General features: G+C 55.8%; 16 protein-coding genes and 1 pseudogene. 14 read left to right on the top strand and 3 right to left on the bottom strand.

Going from position 1 to position 17,610, the window contains the following annotated elements:
- The first annotated feature begins 45 nt into the window (after window positions 1-45).
- The 3 genes and pseudogenes from pheS (at window position 46) to pheT (ending at window position 3,780) form a co-directional block, all read left to right on the top strand.
- The gene (gene pheS, locus WMO45_RS02025; protein ID WP_349138983.1) at window positions 46-1,071 is read left to right on the top strand and encodes a phenylalanine--tRNA ligase subunit alpha; all 1,026 of its coding nucleotides are present in this window, start codon (window positions 46-48) and stop codon (window positions 1,069-1,071) included.
- 18 nt (window positions 1,072-1,089) lie between these two features.
- A pseudogene (locus WMO45_RS13690) lies at window positions 1,090-1,581 on the top strand (phenylalanine--tRNA ligase subunit beta); the annotation flags it as partial.
- Window positions 1,582-1,722: 141 nt separating this feature from the next.
- Window positions 1,723-3,780 carry a phenylalanine--tRNA ligase subunit beta gene (gene pheT, locus WMO45_RS02030; RefSeq protein ID WP_494337555.1) on the top strand — a complete coding sequence of 686 codons (2,058 nt, stop codon included), beginning with the start codon at window positions 1,723-1,725 and terminating at the stop codon, window positions 3,778-3,780.
- 66 nt (window positions 3,781-3,846) lie between these two features.
- On the opposite strand, the gene codA is transcribed toward pheT, so the two are convergent.
- Together codA and codB are read right to left on the bottom strand one after the other, a co-directional pair.
- On the bottom strand, window positions 3,847-5,082 hold the full coding sequence (gene codA / locus WMO45_RS02035; RefSeq protein ID WP_349138986.1) for a cytosine deaminase: 1,236 nt from the start codon (window positions 5,080-5,082) through the stop codon (window positions 3,847-3,849).
- 32 nt (window positions 5,083-5,114) lie between these two features.
- The gene (gene codB, locus WMO45_RS02040) at window positions 5,115-6,356 is read right to left on the bottom strand and encodes a cytosine permease (RefSeq protein ID WP_349138987.1); all 1,242 of its coding nucleotides are present in this window, start codon (window positions 6,354-6,356) and stop codon (window positions 5,115-5,117) included.
- Between the two features lie 224 nt (window positions 6,357-6,580).
- On the opposite strand from codB, the gene WMO45_RS02045 reads away from it, so the two are divergent.
- The 11 genes from WMO45_RS02045 (at window position 6,581) to purD (ending at window position 16,255) form a co-directional block, all read left to right on the top strand.
- The gene (locus tag WMO45_RS02045) at window positions 6,581-6,829 is read left to right on the top strand and encodes an IreB family regulatory phosphoprotein (protein WP_349138988.1); all 249 of its coding nucleotides are present in this window, start codon (window positions 6,581-6,583) and stop codon (window positions 6,827-6,829) included.
- A 120-nt stretch (window positions 6,830-6,949) separates the two neighbouring features.
- Window positions 6,950-7,639, top strand: a complete 690-nt coding sequence (locus WMO45_RS02050) for an ATP-binding protein (RefSeq protein ID WP_349138989.1) — start codon at window positions 6,950-6,952, stop codon at window positions 7,637-7,639.
- A gap of 313 nt (window positions 7,640-7,952) precedes the next feature.
- Window positions 7,953-8,447: a 5-(carboxyamino)imidazole ribonucleotide mutase gene (purE, locus tag WMO45_RS02055; protein WP_349138990.1), complete on the top strand. Its 495-nt coding sequence runs from the start codon at window positions 7,953-7,955 to the stop codon at window positions 8,445-8,447.
- 2 nt (window positions 8,448-8,449) lie between these two features.
- Window positions 8,450-9,169, top strand: a complete 720-nt coding sequence (gene purC / locus WMO45_RS02060; protein ID WP_349138991.1) for a phosphoribosylaminoimidazolesuccinocarboxamide synthase — start codon at window positions 8,450-8,452, stop codon at window positions 9,167-9,169.
- 3 nt (window positions 9,170-9,172) lie between these two features.
- Window positions 9,173-10,594 carry an amidophosphoribosyltransferase gene (locus tag WMO45_RS02065; RefSeq protein ID WP_349138992.1) on the top strand — a complete coding sequence of 474 codons (1,422 nt, stop codon included), beginning with the start codon at window positions 9,173-9,175 and terminating at the stop codon, window positions 10,592-10,594.
- 8 nt (window positions 10,595-10,602) lie between these two features.
- Complete coding sequence (gene purM / locus WMO45_RS02070) at window positions 10,603-11,646, top strand: phosphoribosylformylglycinamidine cyclo-ligase (RefSeq protein ID WP_349138993.1); 1,044 nt, start codon at window positions 10,603-10,605, stop codon at window positions 11,644-11,646.
- Window positions 11,643-12,275 carry a phosphoribosylglycinamide formyltransferase gene (gene purN / locus WMO45_RS02075; RefSeq protein ID WP_349138994.1) on the top strand — a complete coding sequence of 211 codons (633 nt, stop codon included), beginning with the start codon at window positions 11,643-11,645 and terminating at the stop codon, window positions 12,273-12,275. Before purM ends, purN begins: the two co-directional genes overlap by 4 nt.
- 3 nt (window positions 12,276-12,278) lie before the next feature.
- On the top strand, window positions 12,279-12,986 hold the full coding sequence (locus tag WMO45_RS02080) for an IMP cyclohydrolase (RefSeq protein WP_349138995.1): 708 nt from the start codon (window positions 12,279-12,281) through the stop codon (window positions 12,984-12,986).
- A gap of 53 nt (window positions 12,987-13,039) precedes the next feature.
- The gene (locus tag WMO45_RS02085) at window positions 13,040-14,212 is read left to right on the top strand and encodes a phosphoribosylaminoimidazolecarboxamide formyltransferase (RefSeq protein ID WP_349138996.1); all 1,173 of its coding nucleotides are present in this window, start codon (window positions 13,040-13,042) and stop codon (window positions 14,210-14,212) included.
- On the top strand, window positions 14,212-14,985 hold the full coding sequence (locus WMO45_RS02090; RefSeq protein ID WP_349138997.1) for a TraX family protein: 774 nt from the start codon (window positions 14,212-14,214) through the stop codon (window positions 14,983-14,985). The genes WMO45_RS02085 and WMO45_RS02090 overlap by 1 nt, the downstream gene beginning before the upstream one ends.
- A 13-nt stretch (window positions 14,986-14,998) precedes the next feature.
- Complete coding sequence (gene purD / locus WMO45_RS02095) at window positions 14,999-16,255, top strand: phosphoribosylamine--glycine ligase (protein ID WP_349138998.1); 1,257 nt, start codon at window positions 14,999-15,001, stop codon at window positions 16,253-16,255.
- A 56-nt stretch (window positions 16,256-16,311) separates the two neighbouring features.
- On the opposite strand, the gene WMO45_RS02100 is transcribed toward purD, so the two are convergent.
- A complete protein-coding gene (locus WMO45_RS02100; protein ID WP_349138999.1) occupies window positions 16,312-17,490 on the bottom strand; it encodes an NAD(P)-dependent malic enzyme in 1,179 nt (392 codons plus the stop codon).
- Window positions 17,491-17,610: the final 120 nt, after the last annotated feature.

Below are 17,610 nucleotides of genomic sequence, written 5' to 3' on the forward strand. Positions count from 1 at the left end.
AGGAAAGGCTTTTTTCATGTCAAAAAAGCAAAGGAGCTGCGATATATGAAGGAAACATTGGAACAGATCCGTCAAGAGGCATTGGCCGCTCTGGATGGAGCCCAGAATGCCCAGGAACTGGATGCCCTGCGGGTAAAATATTTGGGCAAAAAGGGTGAGCTCACCGCGGTGCTTAAGCAGATGGGTAAGCTGTCCGCCGAGGAGCGGCCCGTCATGGGCCAGCTGGCCAACGAGGTGCGCGCCGCCCTGGAGGGTGCTCTGGAAACCAAGGGCAAGGAACTGGAGGCCAAAGCTCTGGAGGACCGGCTGGAGGCTGAAGCTCTGGACATCACCGTCCCCGGCAAGGCAGTGGAGCACGGACACCGCCACCCTATGTATATTGCCCTGGACGAGATCAAGGACATCTTTATCGGCATGGGATTCACCGTACTGGACGGCCCTGAAGTGGAGCTGGCCGAGCTGAATTTTGACCGGCTCAATGCGGAAGAGGGCCATCCCTCCCGCGACTGGAGCGACACCTTCTACTTTGATGAAGACAGCCGGGTGATGCTCCGCTCCCAGACCTCTCCCATGCAGGTGCGGGCTATGGACACCATGGAGCTGCCCATTCGCATCATCGCCCCCGGCCGGGTGTATCGTAAGGACGAGGTGGACGCTACCCACTCCCCCATGTTCCACCAGGTGGAGGGCATGGTCATTGACAAGGGAGTCACCATGGCGGACCTGAAGGGCACCCTGAACACCGTCGTGGAGCAGCTCTACGGCAAGGGCACCAAGACCCGGTTCCGCCCTCACCACTTCCCCTTCACCGAGCCCTCCTGCGAGATGGACGTACAGTGCCACAAGTGCGGCGGTGTGGGCTGCCCCACCTGCAAGGGTGAGGGCTGGATCGAGCTGCTGGGCGCTGGGATGATCCATCCCCGGGTGCTGGAAATGAGCGGCATCGACCCCAACGTGTACTCCGGCTGGGCCTTCGGCATCGGCCTGGAGCGCACCGCCATGCGCCGGTTCAAGATTGCCGATCTGCGGCTGATCTTTGAGAACGACGTGCGGTTCCTGGAGCAATTCTGAGAAAGGGGTGGAGAAACCATGAATCTGAGCAGAAAATGGCTGAATGAATTTGTTACTGTAACTGCCTCTGACAAGGAATTTGCCGAGGCTATGACCCTCTCCGGCTCCAAAGTGGAGCTGACCCACGACCTGGGGGAGGAGATCTCCAACGTGGTGGTGGGCCGACTGCTGTCCATGGAGCGGCATCCCGATTCCGACCACATGTGGGTCTGCCAGGTGGATGTGGCTCAGGATGAGCCCATCCAGATTGTCACTGGCGCCTGGAACATCCATCCTGGTGACCTGATGCCGGTGGCTCTCCACAAGTCCACCCTCCCCGGCGGCGTGAAGATTCAGAAAGGCAAGCTGCGGGGCGTGGTGTCCAACGGCATGTTCTGCGGTCTTTCTGAGCTGGGCCTGGATACCCGGGACTTCCCCTATGCCGCCATCGTTCCCGCCGTCATCCTGGGCGACTACAAGCCGCTGGACAAGGAGAAGCCCTCCATTCCCGCTGACATCCAGCCCGGCCACAAGATCTACGGTCCCGTGGTTGCTGCCAAGGTGACCGCCGTTGCCGTCACCGGCTATTCCGCCTATGATGTAACCCTGGACACCGGCGACAGCACTGCTGCCGTTTCCACCACCTGCCCCAACCTCCACGAAGGGGATCTGGTGGCCTACAACACCAAGTCCAACTCCATCTGTACCCTGGAGGATCTCCATGCCCAGCAGGCTGAGTTCCCCCACTGCATCCCCGACGGCATCTTTGTGCTGAACGAGGACTGCAAGCCCGGCGATGACATCAAGCCTGTCATCGGACTGGATGATCACGTGGTGGAATTTGAGATTACTCCCAACCGGCCCGACTGCCTGTCCGTGATCGGCCTGGCCCGTGAGGCTGCCGCTACCTTTGATGCTCCCCTCTCCCTCCACCAGCCGGTGGTGAAGGGCGGAGCTGAGGGCAGCCTGATGGAGCTGCTGGACGTGGAGACGCCCGCTGCTGATCTGTGCCCCCGCTACACCGCTCGGATGGTGCGCAACGTGAAGATTGCCCCCTCCCCCAAGTGGATGCGGGAACGGCTGCGCGCCATGGGCGTGCGTCCCATCAACAACATCGTGGACATCACCAACTATGTGATGCTGGAATACGGTCAGCCCATGCATGCCTTTGACTACCGCTACGTGAAGGGCGGCAAGATCATTGTACGCCGTGCCGAGGAGGGTGAGGAACTCACCACCCTGGACGGCCAGGTACGCAAGCTCAACGCTAACCACCTGGTCATCGCCGACGAGCACCGTGCCGTGGGCCTGGCGGGCATCATGGGCGGCGAGAACAGCGAGATCGTCTCCGACACCACCGACGTGGTGTTCGAGTCCGCCTGCTTCGACGGCACCTGTATCCGCAAGGGCGCCCTGGCCCTGGGCATGCGTACGGAGGCTTCCGCTAAGTTCGAGAAGGGCCTGGATCCCATGAACACCCTGCCCGCTGTGGATCGTGCCTGCGAACTGGTCGAGCTGCTGGGGGCCGGCGAGGTGCTGGACGGCACCATTGATATCCTTAACTATGTGCCCCAGCCTCGGGTACTCAAGCTGGAGCCCGACCGCATCAACGGCCTGTTGGGCACCGATGTGGCCGAGGACGAAATGGTGGCCATCCTGAAGAAGCTGGACTTCCAAGTGGAGGGCGATCAGGTCACCGTTCCCTCCTGGCGCGCCGACGTCATCGGTATGGCCGACCTGGCCGAGGAAGTGGCCCGGTTCCACGGGTACAACAACATTCCCTGCACTCTCATGCGCGGCCAGACCACCCTGGGCGGCTACGGCAAGGAGGAACTGCTGGAGCGGCAGCTGGGCTCCATGTGCCGGGCCATGGGATATGATGAGATCATCACCTACTCCTTCATCTCCCCCACTTGCTATGACAAGATCCGCTGGGCTGCCGATGATCCCCGCCGTCAGTCCTTCAAGATCCTGAACCCCCTGGGTGAAGATACTTCCATCATGCGCACCACCGTGCTGCCCTCCATGCTGGAGATCCTGACACGCAACTATAACTACCGCAACCAGAACGTGCGTCTGTATGAGGTAGGCCGCACCTATCTGCCCGGCGGTAAGGATGGCCTGGCGGTGGAAAACAAGGTGCTGTCCATGGGCGCCTACGGCGAGAACATGGATTTCTACACCTTGAAGGGCGCTGTGGAGGCCATTCTGAAGGATCTGCGAGCCGAGAACATCCGCTTCCAGGTTCCCTGCGTGCCTAACCCTTCCTATCATCCCGGACGGGTGGCCGAGGTATACGCCGGTGAGCACCGTATCGGTGTGCTGGGCCAGATCCACCCCCTGGTGGCCCAGAACTATGGTGTAGACGCCGAACTGTACTGCGCTGAGCTGGAACTGAATGAACTGGCTCTGGCCAAGGGTGCCGATCCTGAGTATGTCCCCCTGCCCAAGTTCCCCAACCTGACCCGCGACATTGCAGTGGTGTGCGAGGAGACGGTCACTGTGGGCCAGCTGGAGGACTGCATTCGCTCTGCCGGCGGTAAGCTGATCAAGCAGGTGTCCCTGTTCGACATCTACCGCGGCAAGGGCGTGGATGAGGGCAAGAAGTCCGTAGCCTTCAACCTGGTGCTCCGGGCCGATGACCGCTCCCTCACCGGTGAGGAGGCCGACGCCGACGTAAAGAAGGTGCTGGAGGCTCTCTCCAGCCAGCTGGGCGCCGTCCTGCGGTAATCCACTACAATAGCAAAAAACCGGCTCTCCGCTACAGCGGAGAGCCGTTTTTTTGCTGAACTTGAATCAAAAGAGAACTTCGCGCACTGCGGGCTTTGACTTGGCAATAACACGCCCTTTCCGGAAGGAGTAGAGAACCTCGCTTTTGCGGTTGAGAGCATTGTAGAAGTTGTCCGCGTCCAGCACAATGAAATTGGCCGGGTTGCCCTCCTTAATTCCATAGGAATCCCCCAGATGGAGGGTCCGGGCCGCATTGGTGGACACCAGTTTATAGGAGTCCATGATCTCCTGATAACCCATCATTTGACAGACATGCAGGCCCATAAATACCACATCCCGCATATTGCCTGTGCCCAAAGGATACCAGGGGTCAAAAATGTCGTCATGTCCGAACGATACATTGCACCCAGCTGCTAACAGTTCCTTGACCCGGGTGATGCCACGACGCTTGGGGTAGGTATCCATGCGCCCCTGCAGGTGGGTATTTACCAGAGGATTGGACACAAAATTGATCTGACTCATTTTCAGCAAACGCATCAATTTGGTCACATAGGCGTTGTTATAAGAGTGCATGGCAGTGGTGTGGCTGGCAGTCACCCGGTCCTTCAGGCCGGATTCGTAAGCACGGGCAGCCAGTACCTCCAGCCCGCGGCTCTGCTCATCATCGATCTCATCGCAGTGGACATCCACCAGCTTGTCATACTTCTCCGCCAGTTTTACAGCGAAGTTAACGGAATCCACCGCATATTCCCGTGTAAACTCAAAGTGAGGGATGGCGCCCACCGCATCAGCGCCCATGCGTACGGCATCTTCCAACAGCTGCCGGCCATTGGGGAAGGAGTCGATCCCCTCCTGTGGGAAGGCAACCACCTGAATATCAATGGTATCCCGCAGCTCTTCCCGGAGTTCCAGCATAGCCTCCATGGCGGTGAGCTTAGGATCTGTGACATCCACGTGGGTACGCACAAACTGAACACCGTTCTGAGCCTGCATCCGTACCGCCCGATAGACCCGCTCCCGCACATCCTGCCGGGTCAGGGTTTCTTTCCGCAGGCTCCAGCACTGAATTCCCTCAAACAGCGTGCCGGATTGGTTCCACACCGGCTCTCCCGCCGTCAGGCAGGTGTCCAGATGGACATGGGACTCAATAAATGGTGGCAGTACCAGCCAACCGGAGCAATCATAGATTTCCTCCCCCGGTTTTGGGGCAAGGCCGGGTGCAATCTCGGCAAATTTACCATCCAATACCCGGATGTCAGTAGCCTGAGTATCATTTTCCAGAAATACATTTCGGACCAGCATGATTCAATACCGCCTTTCTTGTTCACTGGATTTTATTTTTTCCGATAGATGAGGTATTCGGCCAACAGATAGCAGATGCAGGCTGCGATCATAGCGTTGATGGAGGTGATGCCGAGTGTGACGAAGTTACCTACAATAGCGCCTGCAACCACTCCTACAATGGAACCCCAATGCACCTTGTGCGCAGGGGCTGCCCCAGCCCGGTAGTTCTTACGGTGCATCACGTAGTCCAGCATGACGATAGCGCCTACCGGAGGCAGTGTGGCATTAAGAAAGTTCAGCCAACCCACAAAATTGTTATACAGCCAGATAGCTGCTACCGTACCCACCACACCAGAGACCAGTACCATGGGCTTCTGCCGCAGGCCGGTAATATTGGTCAGTCCCAAGCCGCCGGTGTATAGCGCGTTGTTATTGGTGGTCCAGATATTGGCCCCCAATACGATAAGTGCTGGGATAGCCAGTCCCTGGGCAATCATGACGTAAAAAATGTCATCCTTGCCGGTAAATGCGCCGCCAACGGCACCAAAGGCAAACATCAGAGAATTTCCTAAGAAGAAAGCAATTACTGTGGTGGTAACCGCTACCGTATTATTCTTGGCAAATCGGACAAAATTGGGGGTTGCCGTACCGCCGCTGACAAAGGAGCCGATGACCAGCCCCACACCTCCCAGAATGGAAAGGCTGCCTGCCGACTTGGAAAAGATTGCTACCAGTCCACCGCCTTCTATGCCGGAGAGAACCATGGAATAGATCCCCAGCACCGCGATCAGCGGTACGGAAATGGCGCTGACGATGGTCAAAGCTTTGATTCCAAAGTACGCCGACGCGGTCATGCAGGCGCCCGCAATGATTACCAGGATGACCGGACTAATTCCCAACAGCTCTGCAGCTGGAATAGCAAACATAGCAACGCCCACGCCAAACCAGCCGATTTGTGTGAAAGCAATCAGCACCGAGGCCAATTTGGAGCCTGCTGTACCAAAGGAGCGCTGAGCCAACAGGTCCAGGGTAAATCCGGTGTCACAGCCAATATAGGCCAATCCTCCGGTATAGGCTCCAAGTATAATGCCGCCGATGACCACCGACCAGATAAATCCGGTAAAATCCAGACCGTTGCCCAGCTTGGCCCCTACGCTCATACTGGCAGAGAAAAACGTAAAGCCCATCATAACCACAAACATGCTCCAAAAGCCCTTGCGTGCTGTGGCTGGCACTGCCTCCAGTGCGTAATCGTCGTCTGCACCTTGTCTCTTACTTGTTCTCTGTGCCATCTGAAATACCCCCTTTATACAGTTCGAACACATCTGATACACACGGCTTACTATATCATATCTGAACTCTATCGTCCAGCATGTTCCCCTCTCTTCTGACAAGCTTCTCTTTCCTTTCACATAGTCGAATCTTAATTCTTCCTAAAATTTTATCTTTCCCCTTTACACAGCTAGTGATTTCGGATACAATAGGGAACAGAATGATACAGGGAGGTGTACCAGGCATGGAAATGGACTATACCCGCAAATTTAGTATTCAGTATGAGAAGGATCCGGAGATTAAGGATATTCTTTCCTCTGTCTACCAGTCTTTGCAGGAAAAAGGGTATAATCCGATCAACCAGATCGTGGGGTACATCCTCTCAGAGGATCCCACCTATATTACCAATTATAACAACGCCCGCGCTTTGATCCGAAAGCTGGACCGGGACGAGTTGCTACAGGAATTGGTAAAGCAATATCTGCGTGATTGATCGGTACGACTCAGCAGGACGCCGTTTTACGGCGTCCTGCTTTTTTGTTGTACAAACAACAGACTGTTTTCTTTCCCCATGTTATACTCTGCCCAATGATGTTAAAGGAGGAACTGCTCTATGAAACGACGGATCATTCGCATTGACGAGGCGGCCTGTAATGGCTGCGGTATGTGCGCCGCCGCCTGCCACGAAGGGGCCATTGAAATGGTGGATGGAAAGGCCCGGCTTACCCGGGAGGACTACTGCGACGGACTGGGCGATTGCCTGCCTGCCTGCCCGACCGGGGCTATCACCTTTGAAGAACGAGAGGCCCCCGCTTACGATCATGCTGCTGTCATGGCCGCAAAAGCTGCCAAGTCCGCTCCCCTGCCCTGCGGCTGCCCGGGCAGTATGAGCCGCACCATCCAGCGGACAGATGACGGTGTAGTCTCTGCAGGTGAGATCCCCAGCCAGCTGCGGCAATGGCCGGTACAAATCAAGCTGGCCCCTATCAATGCGCCCTATTTTCAAGGCTGTGATTTGCTGATCGCTGCCGACTGTACCGCATATGCCTACGGCGCATTCCACCGTGATTTTATTCAGGGACGTGTGACACTCATCGGCTGTCCCAAGCTGGACGAGGGTGACTACAGCGAAAAGCTCACTGCCATTCTGGCTCAAAATGAGGTCCGCAGCGTTGCTGTGGTACGGATGGAGGTCCCCTGCTGTGGTGGAATCCTGCGGGCTGTCCAGACCGCCGTGGCGAACAGTGGCCGGGACATTCCCCTGCACTGTGTAGTAGTGGGCACCGACGGTTCTCTGCGCTGAGCACAGATCTTCCACTGGCGCACACTCTACAATCGGACGGATTCTTCCCCTGTCCCCCCTTGTGGAAAGCGCACGAAATTCCAAATACACCCTTGCAATGCGCGTCGAAATCCGATATATTGTATATATATTTTTGCGGCAGGGGAGGTACACAGGGTGATGCGGATGCACATTCTGCGTTCTGGGGTCTGGATTATTATGGGCACCCGCCTGCCCAATTTTAGGGGAAAATAACATCAGGGTATCCATACTACCGGATACCCTGATTTATTTTTTCCATGGCTAAAAAATATTTGGTCTACAGGAGGGTCCTATGAGCAAATCAGTGGCTGTTATTATGGGTTCCGACTCGGATCTGGACACCATGCGTCCTTGCATTGCGCGTCTCAAATCCTTCGGCATTCCCGTAGAGGTACACATCATCTCCGCGCACCGGACACCCGTCGCAGCGGAACGTTTTGCGTCCCAGGCAAAGGAAAAGGGCTTCGGCGCCATCATTGCCGCCGCGGGAAAAGCTGCCCACCTGGCAGGGGTATTGGCTGCCTATACTACCCTGCCTGTCATCGGGGTGCCTATCAAGACTTCCATGATGGGCGGCCTGGACTCCCTTCTCTCCATGGTCCAGATGCCCAAGGGAATTCCCGTGGCCTGTGTAGCTGTGGATGGAGCAGATAACGCCGCCATTCTGGCCGCCCAGATGCTGGCGATTTCTGATGATGTTCTGGCCGACCGGTTGGCCCAGTTTAAAGCTCAAATGGCCGCGGAAGTAGAACTGAAAGATCAAAAAATCCAGAAAGAGGAGTTTTAATCATGTCTTACGAAAAGAGAGAGCAGCTGTACGAGGGAAAAGCCAAGAAAGTCTATGCCACAGACGACCCCAATGTAGTTATCGTCTCCTATAAAGACGACGCCACCGCCTTTAATGGTCTGAAAAAAGGCACTATTGCAGGTAAGGGTGCCATCAACAACCGCATGACCAACAACCTCATGCGTCGTTTGGAGGCCGCCGGCGTACCGACTCATTACGTGGAGGAACTCAATGATCGTGAGACCGCGGTGAAGAAGGTCACCATCGTACCTCTGGAGGTTATCATCCGCAATATCTCCGCCGGCTCTTTTGCCAAGCGCTACGGTGTAGAGGAAGGCATCGTTTTTGATGAACCCACCATCGAGCTGTCTTATAAGAATGACGACCTGGGCGACCCGCTGATGGACGGCCATCACGCCATCGCTCTGAAGCTGGCCACCCGTGATGAGCTGCGCCTCATCAAGGACTACTCCTTCCGTATCAACGATCTGCTCAAGGGCTTTATGAAGGAGATCGGAATCGATCTGGTGGATTTCAAGCTTGAGTTTGGCAAGACCGCTGATGGTACCATTGTGCTGGCCGATGAGATCTCCCCCGATACCTGCCGTCTGTGGGATGAGAATACGCATGAGAAGCTGGACAAGGACCGGTTCCGCAGAGATCTGGGCGGTGCAGAAGAGGCCTATGAGGAGGTCATGCGCCGCCTGATGGGGGATAAGTAATCCATGGGCGGTTTCTTTGGCACAGTCTCCCGCCGGGATTGCGTCCTCGATGTGTTTTTTGGCACCGATTATCACTCCCATCTGGGGACCAAGCGGGGCGGCATGGCGGTCTATGACCAGAAAGATGGTTTTCAGCGACAGATCCACAACATCGAAAATACCCCTTTTCGCACCAAGTTTGACAAGGATCTGGGGGAATTTCACGGTTGCGCAGGCATCGGATGCATCAGCGATACCGATCCACAGCCGCTGCTGGTCCGTTCCCATCTGGGCCTGTATGCCATCACAACCGTAGGCATCATAAACAATTCTGAAGAACTCATCGAGCGTTACTTTTCGGACCACGGGCATCAGTTCATGGCTATGAGTTCGGGCAAAGTCAATTCCACCGAGCTTATCGCTGCGCTTATCAATCAAAAGGATGACTTGGTCTCCGGTATCCGCCACGCCCAGGATGAGATTGACGGTTCGGCTACCATTCTGCTGCTGAACGAAGACGGTATTTGGGCTGCACGGGATAAATTGGGCCGGCTGCCGGTCCTTATTGGGCAGAATGAGGAGGGCTGCTGCGTCTCTTTTGAGTCGTTTGCCTATCACAAGCTGGGTTATCACGATGCCTACGAACTGGGCCCGCGTGAGATCGTTCGGGTTAATGCTGACGGCTGGGAGACGCTCTCCCCTGCTGGCGAGGAAATGAAGATCTGCGCCTTCCTGTGGACCTACTATGGCTATCCCAACTCCAACTACGAAGGAGTTAATGTAGAGGTCATGCGTTACCGGAACGGCGAGATCATGGCCCGTGATGAGATTCGCAAGGGTCAGCTGCCCAAGGTAGACTATGTGGCCGGCGTGCCCGACTCAGGCGTGCCCCACGCCATTGGTTTTGCCAACCGCAGCGGCAAACCCTTTGCTCGTCCCTTTGTCAAATATACGCCCACCTGGCCCCGTTCTTTTATGCCGGTCAACCAGGAAGCTCGCAACCAGGTGGCTAAAATGAAACAAATCCCTGTGCCTGAACTCATCGAGGGCAAAAAGTTGCTGTTTGTAGACGACTCCATCGTCCGCGGCACTCAGCTGCGGGAGACCGTGGAATTTCTCTACGAGTCCGGTGCGGAAGAGGTACATATGCGTTCCGCTTGCCCTCCCGTTATGTATGGCTGCAAGTATCTGAACTTTTCCCGCAGTAACTCCGATATGGAACTGCTGGCCCGCCGCACCATTCAGGAGCTGGAAGGTGACGAAGGGCAACAGCATCTGGAGGAATATGCTGATGCTTCCACTCAGCGGGGTCAGTGTATGCTCAAGTCCATCTGTGAGAAGTTGGGTTTTGACTCCTTGGGCTATCAGTCCCTGGACGGTCTCCTGGAGGCCATCGGTATTGACAAAGAGAAAATCTGCACGTATTGCTGGACCGGAAAGGAATAAATAGCACTATGAATAACTCTCACTCCGAATCCTACGCAGCTGCCGGCGTCGATGTCACTGCCGGATATGAGGCCGTTAACCGTATCAAACCTCTGGTGGAGTCCACTTATATCCCCGGCGTTATGGGTACACTAGGTGGCTTTGGCGGCCTGTTTGCCCCTGACACGGCCGGTATGCAAAAGCCCGTGCTGGTCTCCGGTACCGACGGTGTAGGCACGAAGCTCAAGATTGCCTTCCTTATGGATAAGCATGACACTGTGGGTATCGATTGTGTCGCCATGTGTGTTAATGATATTATTTGCTCTGGCGCTATGCCCATGTTCTTCCTGGACTATCTGGCGGTAGGCAAAAACGTCCCCAGCCGTATTGAGTCCATTGTTTCCGGTGTTACGGAAGGCTGCCGTCAGGCCGGGTGCGCCCTCATTGGCGGGGAGACCGCTGAGATGCCCGGATTCTATCCCGAAGACGAATATGACCTGGCCGGTTTCTCCGTGGGTCTGGTGGACGAGGCCAAGATGATCGATGGCTCTACCCTTCAGGAGGGCGATCTGCTCATCGGTCTGAGCTCCAACGGTGTGCACTCCAACGGTTTTTCCCTGGTCCGTAAAGTGTTGGGGCTGGATAACCGCAAAGCATTAGAGATTCGAATTTCTGAGCTGGGTCACACGTTGGGTGAGGAACTTCTGCGTCCTACTCACATCTATGTACGTGCCATCCGCTGCTTGCGTCAGCACGGCGTAGATGTCAAAGCCGTGAGCCACATCACTGGCGGCGGTCTGTATGAGAATGTGCCCCGCATGATGAAGGAGGGCCTCACCGCCCGCATTCGGAAGGCATCCTTCCCTGTGCCTCCCATCTTTGAGATTATTCAGCGCTCGGGTGATATTCCTCAGCGTGACATGTACAACACATTTAATATGGGTATTGGTCTGGTTATTGCCATTCCCAAAGATCAGATCGGACATGCTCTGGATATCCTGACCCGTGCCGGCGAGCAGTCCTATGTCATCGGTGATGTGATCAAGGGCGAAGCGGGAGTGGAGCTGGTATGATCCGGATTGCGGTTCTGGTCTCAGGAGGAGGTACGAACCTCCAGGCTCTCATTGATGCCCAGAATAGGGGCGAACTAAAAAATGGCGTCCTGGCCGCCGTTTTGTCCTCGCGTCCTGACGCCTATGCGCTGGAGCGGGCTGCCCAAGCTGGGATTCCAGGCTATGTGGTAGCCCGGAAAGAATATGCGTCCAACCGGGAAATGACCTGTGCTCTGGTGGCCAAGCTCCGGGAACTGGACATTGGACTTGTGGTATTGGCAGGCTTCATGCACATTCTGACCGAAGAGATGGTGCAGGCCTATCCGAACGCCATTCTCAATGTCCATCCGGCTCTTATCCCCTCCTTCTGCGGAGCGGGATATTACGGCCTGCATGTGCATGAAGCTGCATTGGCCTACGGCGTCAAGGTCACAGGCGCCACGGTACATTTTGTCAACGAAGAGCCCGACGGCGGTCCCATTGTTCTGCAGAAAGCCGTTGAGATCCGGGAGGACGATACTCCTGAGAGCCTTCAGCGTCGGGTAATGGAGCAGGCCGAATGGCAGATTCTGCCCCGTGCCGTCTCACTGTTTTGTGAAGGCCGTCTCTCTGTGGAGGGACGGGCTGTGAAGATATCAGAGGGAGCGTGAAACATGAACAATCTGGACCTGACCGCGCTGCTGCGCGCAAACCCTTATCCCGGACGGGGTATTGTAATTGGTTCCTCCCCTGATGGGGATAAGTCTGTCATTGCCTATTTCATCATGGGCCGCAGTGAGAACTCCCGCAACCGGGTCTTTGTAGAGACCCCGGACGGAATCCGCACCCAGGCCTTTGATCCTTCCAAGATGACGGACCCATCCCTCATCATCTATGCCCCTGTGCGGGTGTTTGGCACCTCTACCATTGTGACCAACGGTGATCAGACCGATACCATCCGGGAAGGTCTTGCTGCAGGTAAAAGCTTTGCAGAAGCGCTTGCAACCCGCACTTTTGAACCGGATGAGCCTAACTACACCCCTCGCATTTCCGGCCTTGTACAGAAAAACGGGGCGTATACCCTCTCTATTCTCAAGAGTGCAGACGGTGACCCTGCGTCCTGCCGCCGCTACTTCTTTGACTATGAAGCCCCGCTGGCTGGACAGGGGCATTTTATCCACACCTACATGGGTGATGGCACTCCCCTGCCCTCTTTCCAGGGAGAGCCGGAGCAGGTATCTATTCCCTGCCAGACGCCCCAGGAGTTTGCCCAGTTGCTGTGGGACAGCCTGAACGAGGACAATAAGGTCTCTCTGTTCGTGCGCTATATTGACCGCAGAATGGGTGATTGGGAAACTGTGATCTATAATAAGCACGCATAAGCCTGGCGGGCGGCCACCGTGACCGCCCGCCCTTTTTCATTGGAGGTATGAACATGACCGAGCTGGAACTGAAATATGGCTGCAACCCCAACCAGAAACCCGCCCGTATCTTTATGGAAAATGGTGAACTTCCCATCCGTGTCCTCAATGGCAAGCCTGGCTATATCAATTTCCTGGATGCTTTCAATTCCTGGCAGCTTGTAAAAGAGCTTAAACAGGCCACCGGTCTGCCTGCTGCCGCATCCTTTAAGCATGTCTCGCCTGCTGGAGCTGCAGTTGGTACCCCGCTCACCGACGTAGAGCGGCAGATCTACTTTGCCCAGGATATGGACCTGTCCCCCATTGCCTGCGCCTATGTAAAGGCCCGCGGTGCCGACCGGCTATGCTCCTACGGCGATTGGGCCGCCCTCTCCGATGTATGTGACGCCCAAACCGCCCGTTACTTGGCGCTGGAGGTATCCGATGGTGTCATTGCTCCTGGTTATACTGAGGAAGCTCTGGCGATTCTCAAGACCAAGCGTAAGGGTGGCTACAACGTGGTCGAGATCGATCCCGACTATGTTCCCAAGCATGTGGAACGCAAGGACGTTTACGGCATCACGTTCGAGCAGGGCCGCAATGACTTTGCGATCAATGAAGCGCTGCTGGAGAACATCGTCACTGAGCGTAAGGATCTGCCGGAGACGGCCAAGCGGGATATGCTCATTGCCCTTATTACGCTCAAGTACACCCAGTCCAACTCGGTCTGCTATGTGAAGGATGGCCAGGCCATCGGTGTGGGCGCCGGCCAGCAGAGCCGTATCCACTGTACTCGCCTGGCCGGATCCAAAGCTGACAACTGGCTGCTGCGTCAGCACCCCAAGGTGCTTGGTCTGCAGTTTGTGGATGGGATCCGCCGCCCCGATCGTGACAACGCCATTGATGTCTATATTTCGGACGAGTACGAGGACGTATTGGCCGAAGGCGTGTGGCAAAATACCTTTAAAGTGAAGCCGGAGGTACTCACCCTTGAGGAGAAAAAGGCTTGGATCGCTACTCAGTCTGGTGTAACGGTGGGCAGTGATGCTTTCTTCCCCTTCGGCGACAATGTAGAGCGGGCCCGTAAAAGTGGCGTGGAGTATATTGTCCAACCTGGTGGTTCCATCCGGGACGATAATGTCATTGATACTTGCAATAAGTACGGCATTGTCATGTCCTTTACCGGGATGCGTCTGTTCCACCACTGATGAAGCAACGCTATGGCCTGAGTGCCGCATTCCTGAAGTCTCTGGCCGCTCTGTTCATGCTAGTTGACCATATCGGGGTCGCCTTCCCTCATCTGGCCTCCGATTTGGGACTGCCCGCTGCATTGGACCTTCTGCCACGACTCATTGGGCGGCTGGCGTTCCCCATCTTTGCCTATTTTCTGGCTGAGGGGTGCCGCAGGACCCGCTTTTTCTCCCGCTACCTGTTTCGGCTTGGGCTGTTTACACTGATTGCTCAGATTCCTTACACACTCCTCACCGGAGTCTGGGGCGGCAGTATTATGCTCAGCTTCTTTTTGAGCGCATGCGCCATTTATGGTTTTGAACAGCTTTCCAGGCGAAACCGGGGTCCCGCTGTAGCAGCACTGCCCCTGTTTGCTTCCTGCGTGCTGGCGCTGCTTCTGAACACGGACTATGGGTTTCCAGCAGTGGTATTGGTCTTTTCCCTCTATCTCTGCGGCGAGGAGCGAAAAAAACAGTTGCTCTGCATGGGGATTGGCCTGGCGCTGTTTTACCTGATCTATCTCCCCTTGGGACAACTGTTGGCCGCTCTGTCCACGATGACCCAGGCAGCATTTGGTGGTTATATTGCGCAAGTATTTTCGCTTTACGGAATATACGGCTTGTGCGCCGAGCTTTCTTTGCTGCTGTTAGCTGGATACCGCGGACAGCTAGGCATTCAAAACAAGTGGTTCTTCTATGTATTTTATCCGGCCCATCTGCTGGGGCTTTGGGCTCTGAGCAATGTGCTATAATGAGGTGTTTTGCATGAATGTACTGATTGTAGGCGGCGGTGGCCGGGAGCACGCCATTGCCTGGGCCCTGTCAAAAAGCCGGAAAGTGAATCAGCTTTACTGCGCGCCCGGCAACGGAGGGATTGCCGCATTGGCGCAGTGTGTACCGATCTCAGCCACCGACGTACAGGCTATGGTAGACTGGGCTGTCGCGCACAAAATTGACTTTGTAGTGGTTGCCCCTGATGATCCGCTGGCCCTGGGGATGGTTGATGCATTGGATGCTGCCGGAATCCCCGCATTTGGTCCCACAGCGGATGCCGCCATCATTGAGTCCAGCAAAAGCTTTTCCAAGAGCCTGATGGCCAAGTATCACATCCCCACTGCTCGCTACGAGACGTTTACCGATATGGAGCAGGCTCTGTCCTATGTACAGGCCCAGGGCGCTCCTATTGTGGTAAAGGCCGACGGCCTAGCCCTGGGTAAGGGGGTTGTGGTAGCCCAGACCGTGGAGGAAGCCGAAGAGGCCGTCAGGGCCATGATGGGCGATCACAAGTTTGGGGCCGCCGGTGCCCGAGTCGTCATTGAGGAATGTATGACAGGCCCTGAGGTGACCGTTCTGGCCTTCTGCGACGGGGAGCACCTGGTCCCCATGCCCTCCTCTCAGGACCACAAGCGCGCCTATGACGGTAACCTTGGTCCCAACACCGGCGGGATGGGCGCCATCTCCCCTTCCCCCAACTATACTCCAGAGATTGCCAAGCGCTGCATGGAGGAGATTTTCCTTCCTACTGTAGCCGCACTTAAGGCGGAGGGCCGTCCCTTCCGTGGGGTGATTTATTTCGGCCTGATGCTCACCCCTGACGGTCCAAAGGTCGTGGAATATAACGCCCGCTTTGGTGATCCGGAATGCCAGGCAGTGCTCTCCCTGCTGGACAGCGATCTTATGGACATTTTCCAGGCTTGCCGGACTGGAACTCTGGATCAGGTGGATGTACATTGGAAAGATGGTGCAGCCTGCTGTCTGGTATTGGCGTCCGGCGGTTATCCCGCAAGCTATGAAAAGGGATATCCCATTACAGGCTTGGAAGAAGCTGGCCGGACGGCTGTGGTGTTCCACGCCGGTACTCGCCTGATGGAGGACGGCAGCGTCCTCACCAACGGTGGTCGGGTACTGGGGGTAACCGCCACCGGTTCCGATCTGGAAGCCGCTATCAACGGTGCCTACGCCGCCGCCCAACATATCCACTTTCAGGATATGCATTTCCGGACAGACATTGGCCGGGTATAAGAATATAAAAAAGCCTTCCCACCATTTTTACCGGTGGGAAGGCTTTTTTATTTCGCTCAGATGCGGGCCACGCCGCTCTTCCGGGCAGCCTCCGCTACAGCAGCAGCTACCGCTTGGGCAGCCCGCGGATCGAAGGCGTTTGGAATGATGTACTCGGGGGAACGCTCCTCATCAGAAATGAGATTTGCCAGAGCCATAGCGGCAGCCATCTTCATTTCCTCATTGATATCGCTGGCCCGCACGTCAAAGGCCCCGCGGAAAATCCCGGGAAATACCATGACATTGTTGATCTGGTTGGGATAGTCGCTGCGGCCGGTAGAGATGACCGCCGCACCACCTTTCTTGGCCTCCTCCGGGAAAATCTCGGGGGTTGGATTGGCACAGGCAAAGATGATCGCATCCCGGTTCATGGTACGTACCATGTCTGCCGTTACCAGGTTGGGTGCGGAGTAACCCAAGAATATATCTGCCCCCACCAACGCGTCAGCCAATTTGCCGGTCTTATGCTCCAGATTGGTCTTCTGAACCATTTCAGCCATATAGGGATTCATCCCCTCAGTGACACCGTCGCAGAGAATTCCGCTCTTGTCGCACAGCGTGATGTGCCGGAAACCGGCAGAAAACAGCAGCCGGCAAACCGACAGGCCTGCCGCACCTGCGCCGTTGATTACGACCCGGACCTCCTCCTTCTGCTTGTCCACTACCTTCAGAGCGTTGATCAGACCAGCCAAGGTAATCACCGCTGTACCGTGCTGGTCGTCGTGGAAGATGGGAATATCACAGCACTCTTTCAGCCGGCGCTCCACCTCAAAGCAGCGGGGCGCGGAAATGTCCTCCAGATTGATTCCGCCGAAGGAGCCAGAGAGCAGGTAGACCGTGCGTACGATCTCATCCACATCCTGGCTTTTAATGCACAGCGGGAAGGCATCCACCCCGCCAAACTGTTTGAAGAGCACGCATTTGCCCTCCATTACCGGCATACCTGCCTCCGGCCCGATGTTACCCAATCCCAGTACGGCCGAGCCATCGGTCACCACTGCGCACAGGTTCCAGCGCCGGGTCAGCTCATAGCTCTTGCTCACGTCCTTCTGAATTTCCAGACAGGGCTGCGCTACACCGGGCGTATACGCCACAGACAGATCATGGGCATCGTTGAGGGGAACGGTAGGCACAACTTCCAGCTTGCCACGTTTCTCACGGTGCAGCTTCATACTTTCTTCGGCAATGGGGTTCATTGGCAGCACGCTCCTTATTTCTTTAATATGCTAACATAATCATACCCTTCTCTTTTTCTTACGTCAATCACTTCCTTCTCTTCTTTACTCCCATCTTTATCTACAGATGTTGTTTATCTT

Source organism: Flavonifractor hominis (assembly GCF_040095835.1).
Taxonomy (GTDB): domain Bacteria; phylum Bacillota; class Clostridia; order Oscillospirales; family Oscillospiraceae; genus Flavonifractor; species Flavonifractor hominis.

What these genes read in the sequence shown, in the direction of transcription:
- purE (WP_349138990.1), top strand. Translation starts at nt 7,953, where the DNA reads ATGAGCAAATCAGTGGCTGTTATTATGGGTTCCGACTCGGATCTGGAC.
- purD (WP_349138998.1), top strand. Translation starts at nt 14,999, where the DNA reads ATGAATGTACTGATTGTAGGCGGCGGTGGCCGGGAGCACGCCATTGCC.
- WMO45_RS02045 (WP_349138988.1), top strand. Translation starts at nt 6,581, where the DNA reads ATGGAAATGGACTATACCCGCAAATTTAGTATTCAGTATGAGAAGGAT.
- WMO45_RS02100 (WP_349138999.1), bottom strand. Translation starts at nt 17,490, where the DNA reads ATGAACCCCATTGCCGAAGAAAGTATGAAGCTGCACCGTGAGAAACGT.
- codA (WP_349138986.1), bottom strand. Translation starts at nt 5,082, where the DNA reads ATGCTGGTCCGAAATGTATTTCTGGAAAATGATACTCAGGCTACTGAC.
- WMO45_RS02065 (WP_349138992.1), top strand. Translation starts at nt 9,173, where the DNA reads ATGGGCGGTTTCTTTGGCACAGTCTCCCGCCGGGATTGCGTCCTCGAT.
- purC (WP_349138991.1), top strand. Translation starts at nt 8,450, where the DNA reads ATGTCTTACGAAAAGAGAGAGCAGCTGTACGAGGGAAAAGCCAAGAAA.
- purN (WP_349138994.1), top strand. Translation starts at nt 11,643, where the DNA reads ATGATCCGGATTGCGGTTCTGGTCTCAGGAGGAGGTACGAACCTCCAG.
- WMO45_RS02085 (WP_349138996.1), top strand. Translation starts at nt 13,040, where the DNA reads ATGACCGAGCTGGAACTGAAATATGGCTGCAACCCCAACCAGAAACCC.
- WMO45_RS02050 (WP_349138989.1), top strand. Translation starts at nt 6,950, where the DNA reads ATGAAACGACGGATCATTCGCATTGACGAGGCGGCCTGTAATGGCTGC.
- WMO45_RS02080 (WP_349138995.1), top strand. Translation starts at nt 12,279, where the DNA reads ATGAACAATCTGGACCTGACCGCGCTGCTGCGCGCAAACCCTTATCCC.
- pheS (WP_349138983.1), top strand. Translation starts at nt 46, where the DNA reads ATGAAGGAAACATTGGAACAGATCCGTCAAGAGGCATTGGCCGCTCTG.
- WMO45_RS02090 (WP_349138997.1), top strand. Translation starts at nt 14,212, where the DNA reads ATGAAGCAACGCTATGGCCTGAGTGCCGCATTCCTGAAGTCTCTGGCC.
- codB (WP_349138987.1), bottom strand. Translation starts at nt 6,356, where the DNA reads ATGGCACAGAGAACAAGTAAGAGACAAGGTGCAGACGACGATTACGCA.
- purM (WP_349138993.1), top strand. Translation starts at nt 10,603, where the DNA reads ATGAATAACTCTCACTCCGAATCCTACGCAGCTGCCGGCGTCGATGTC.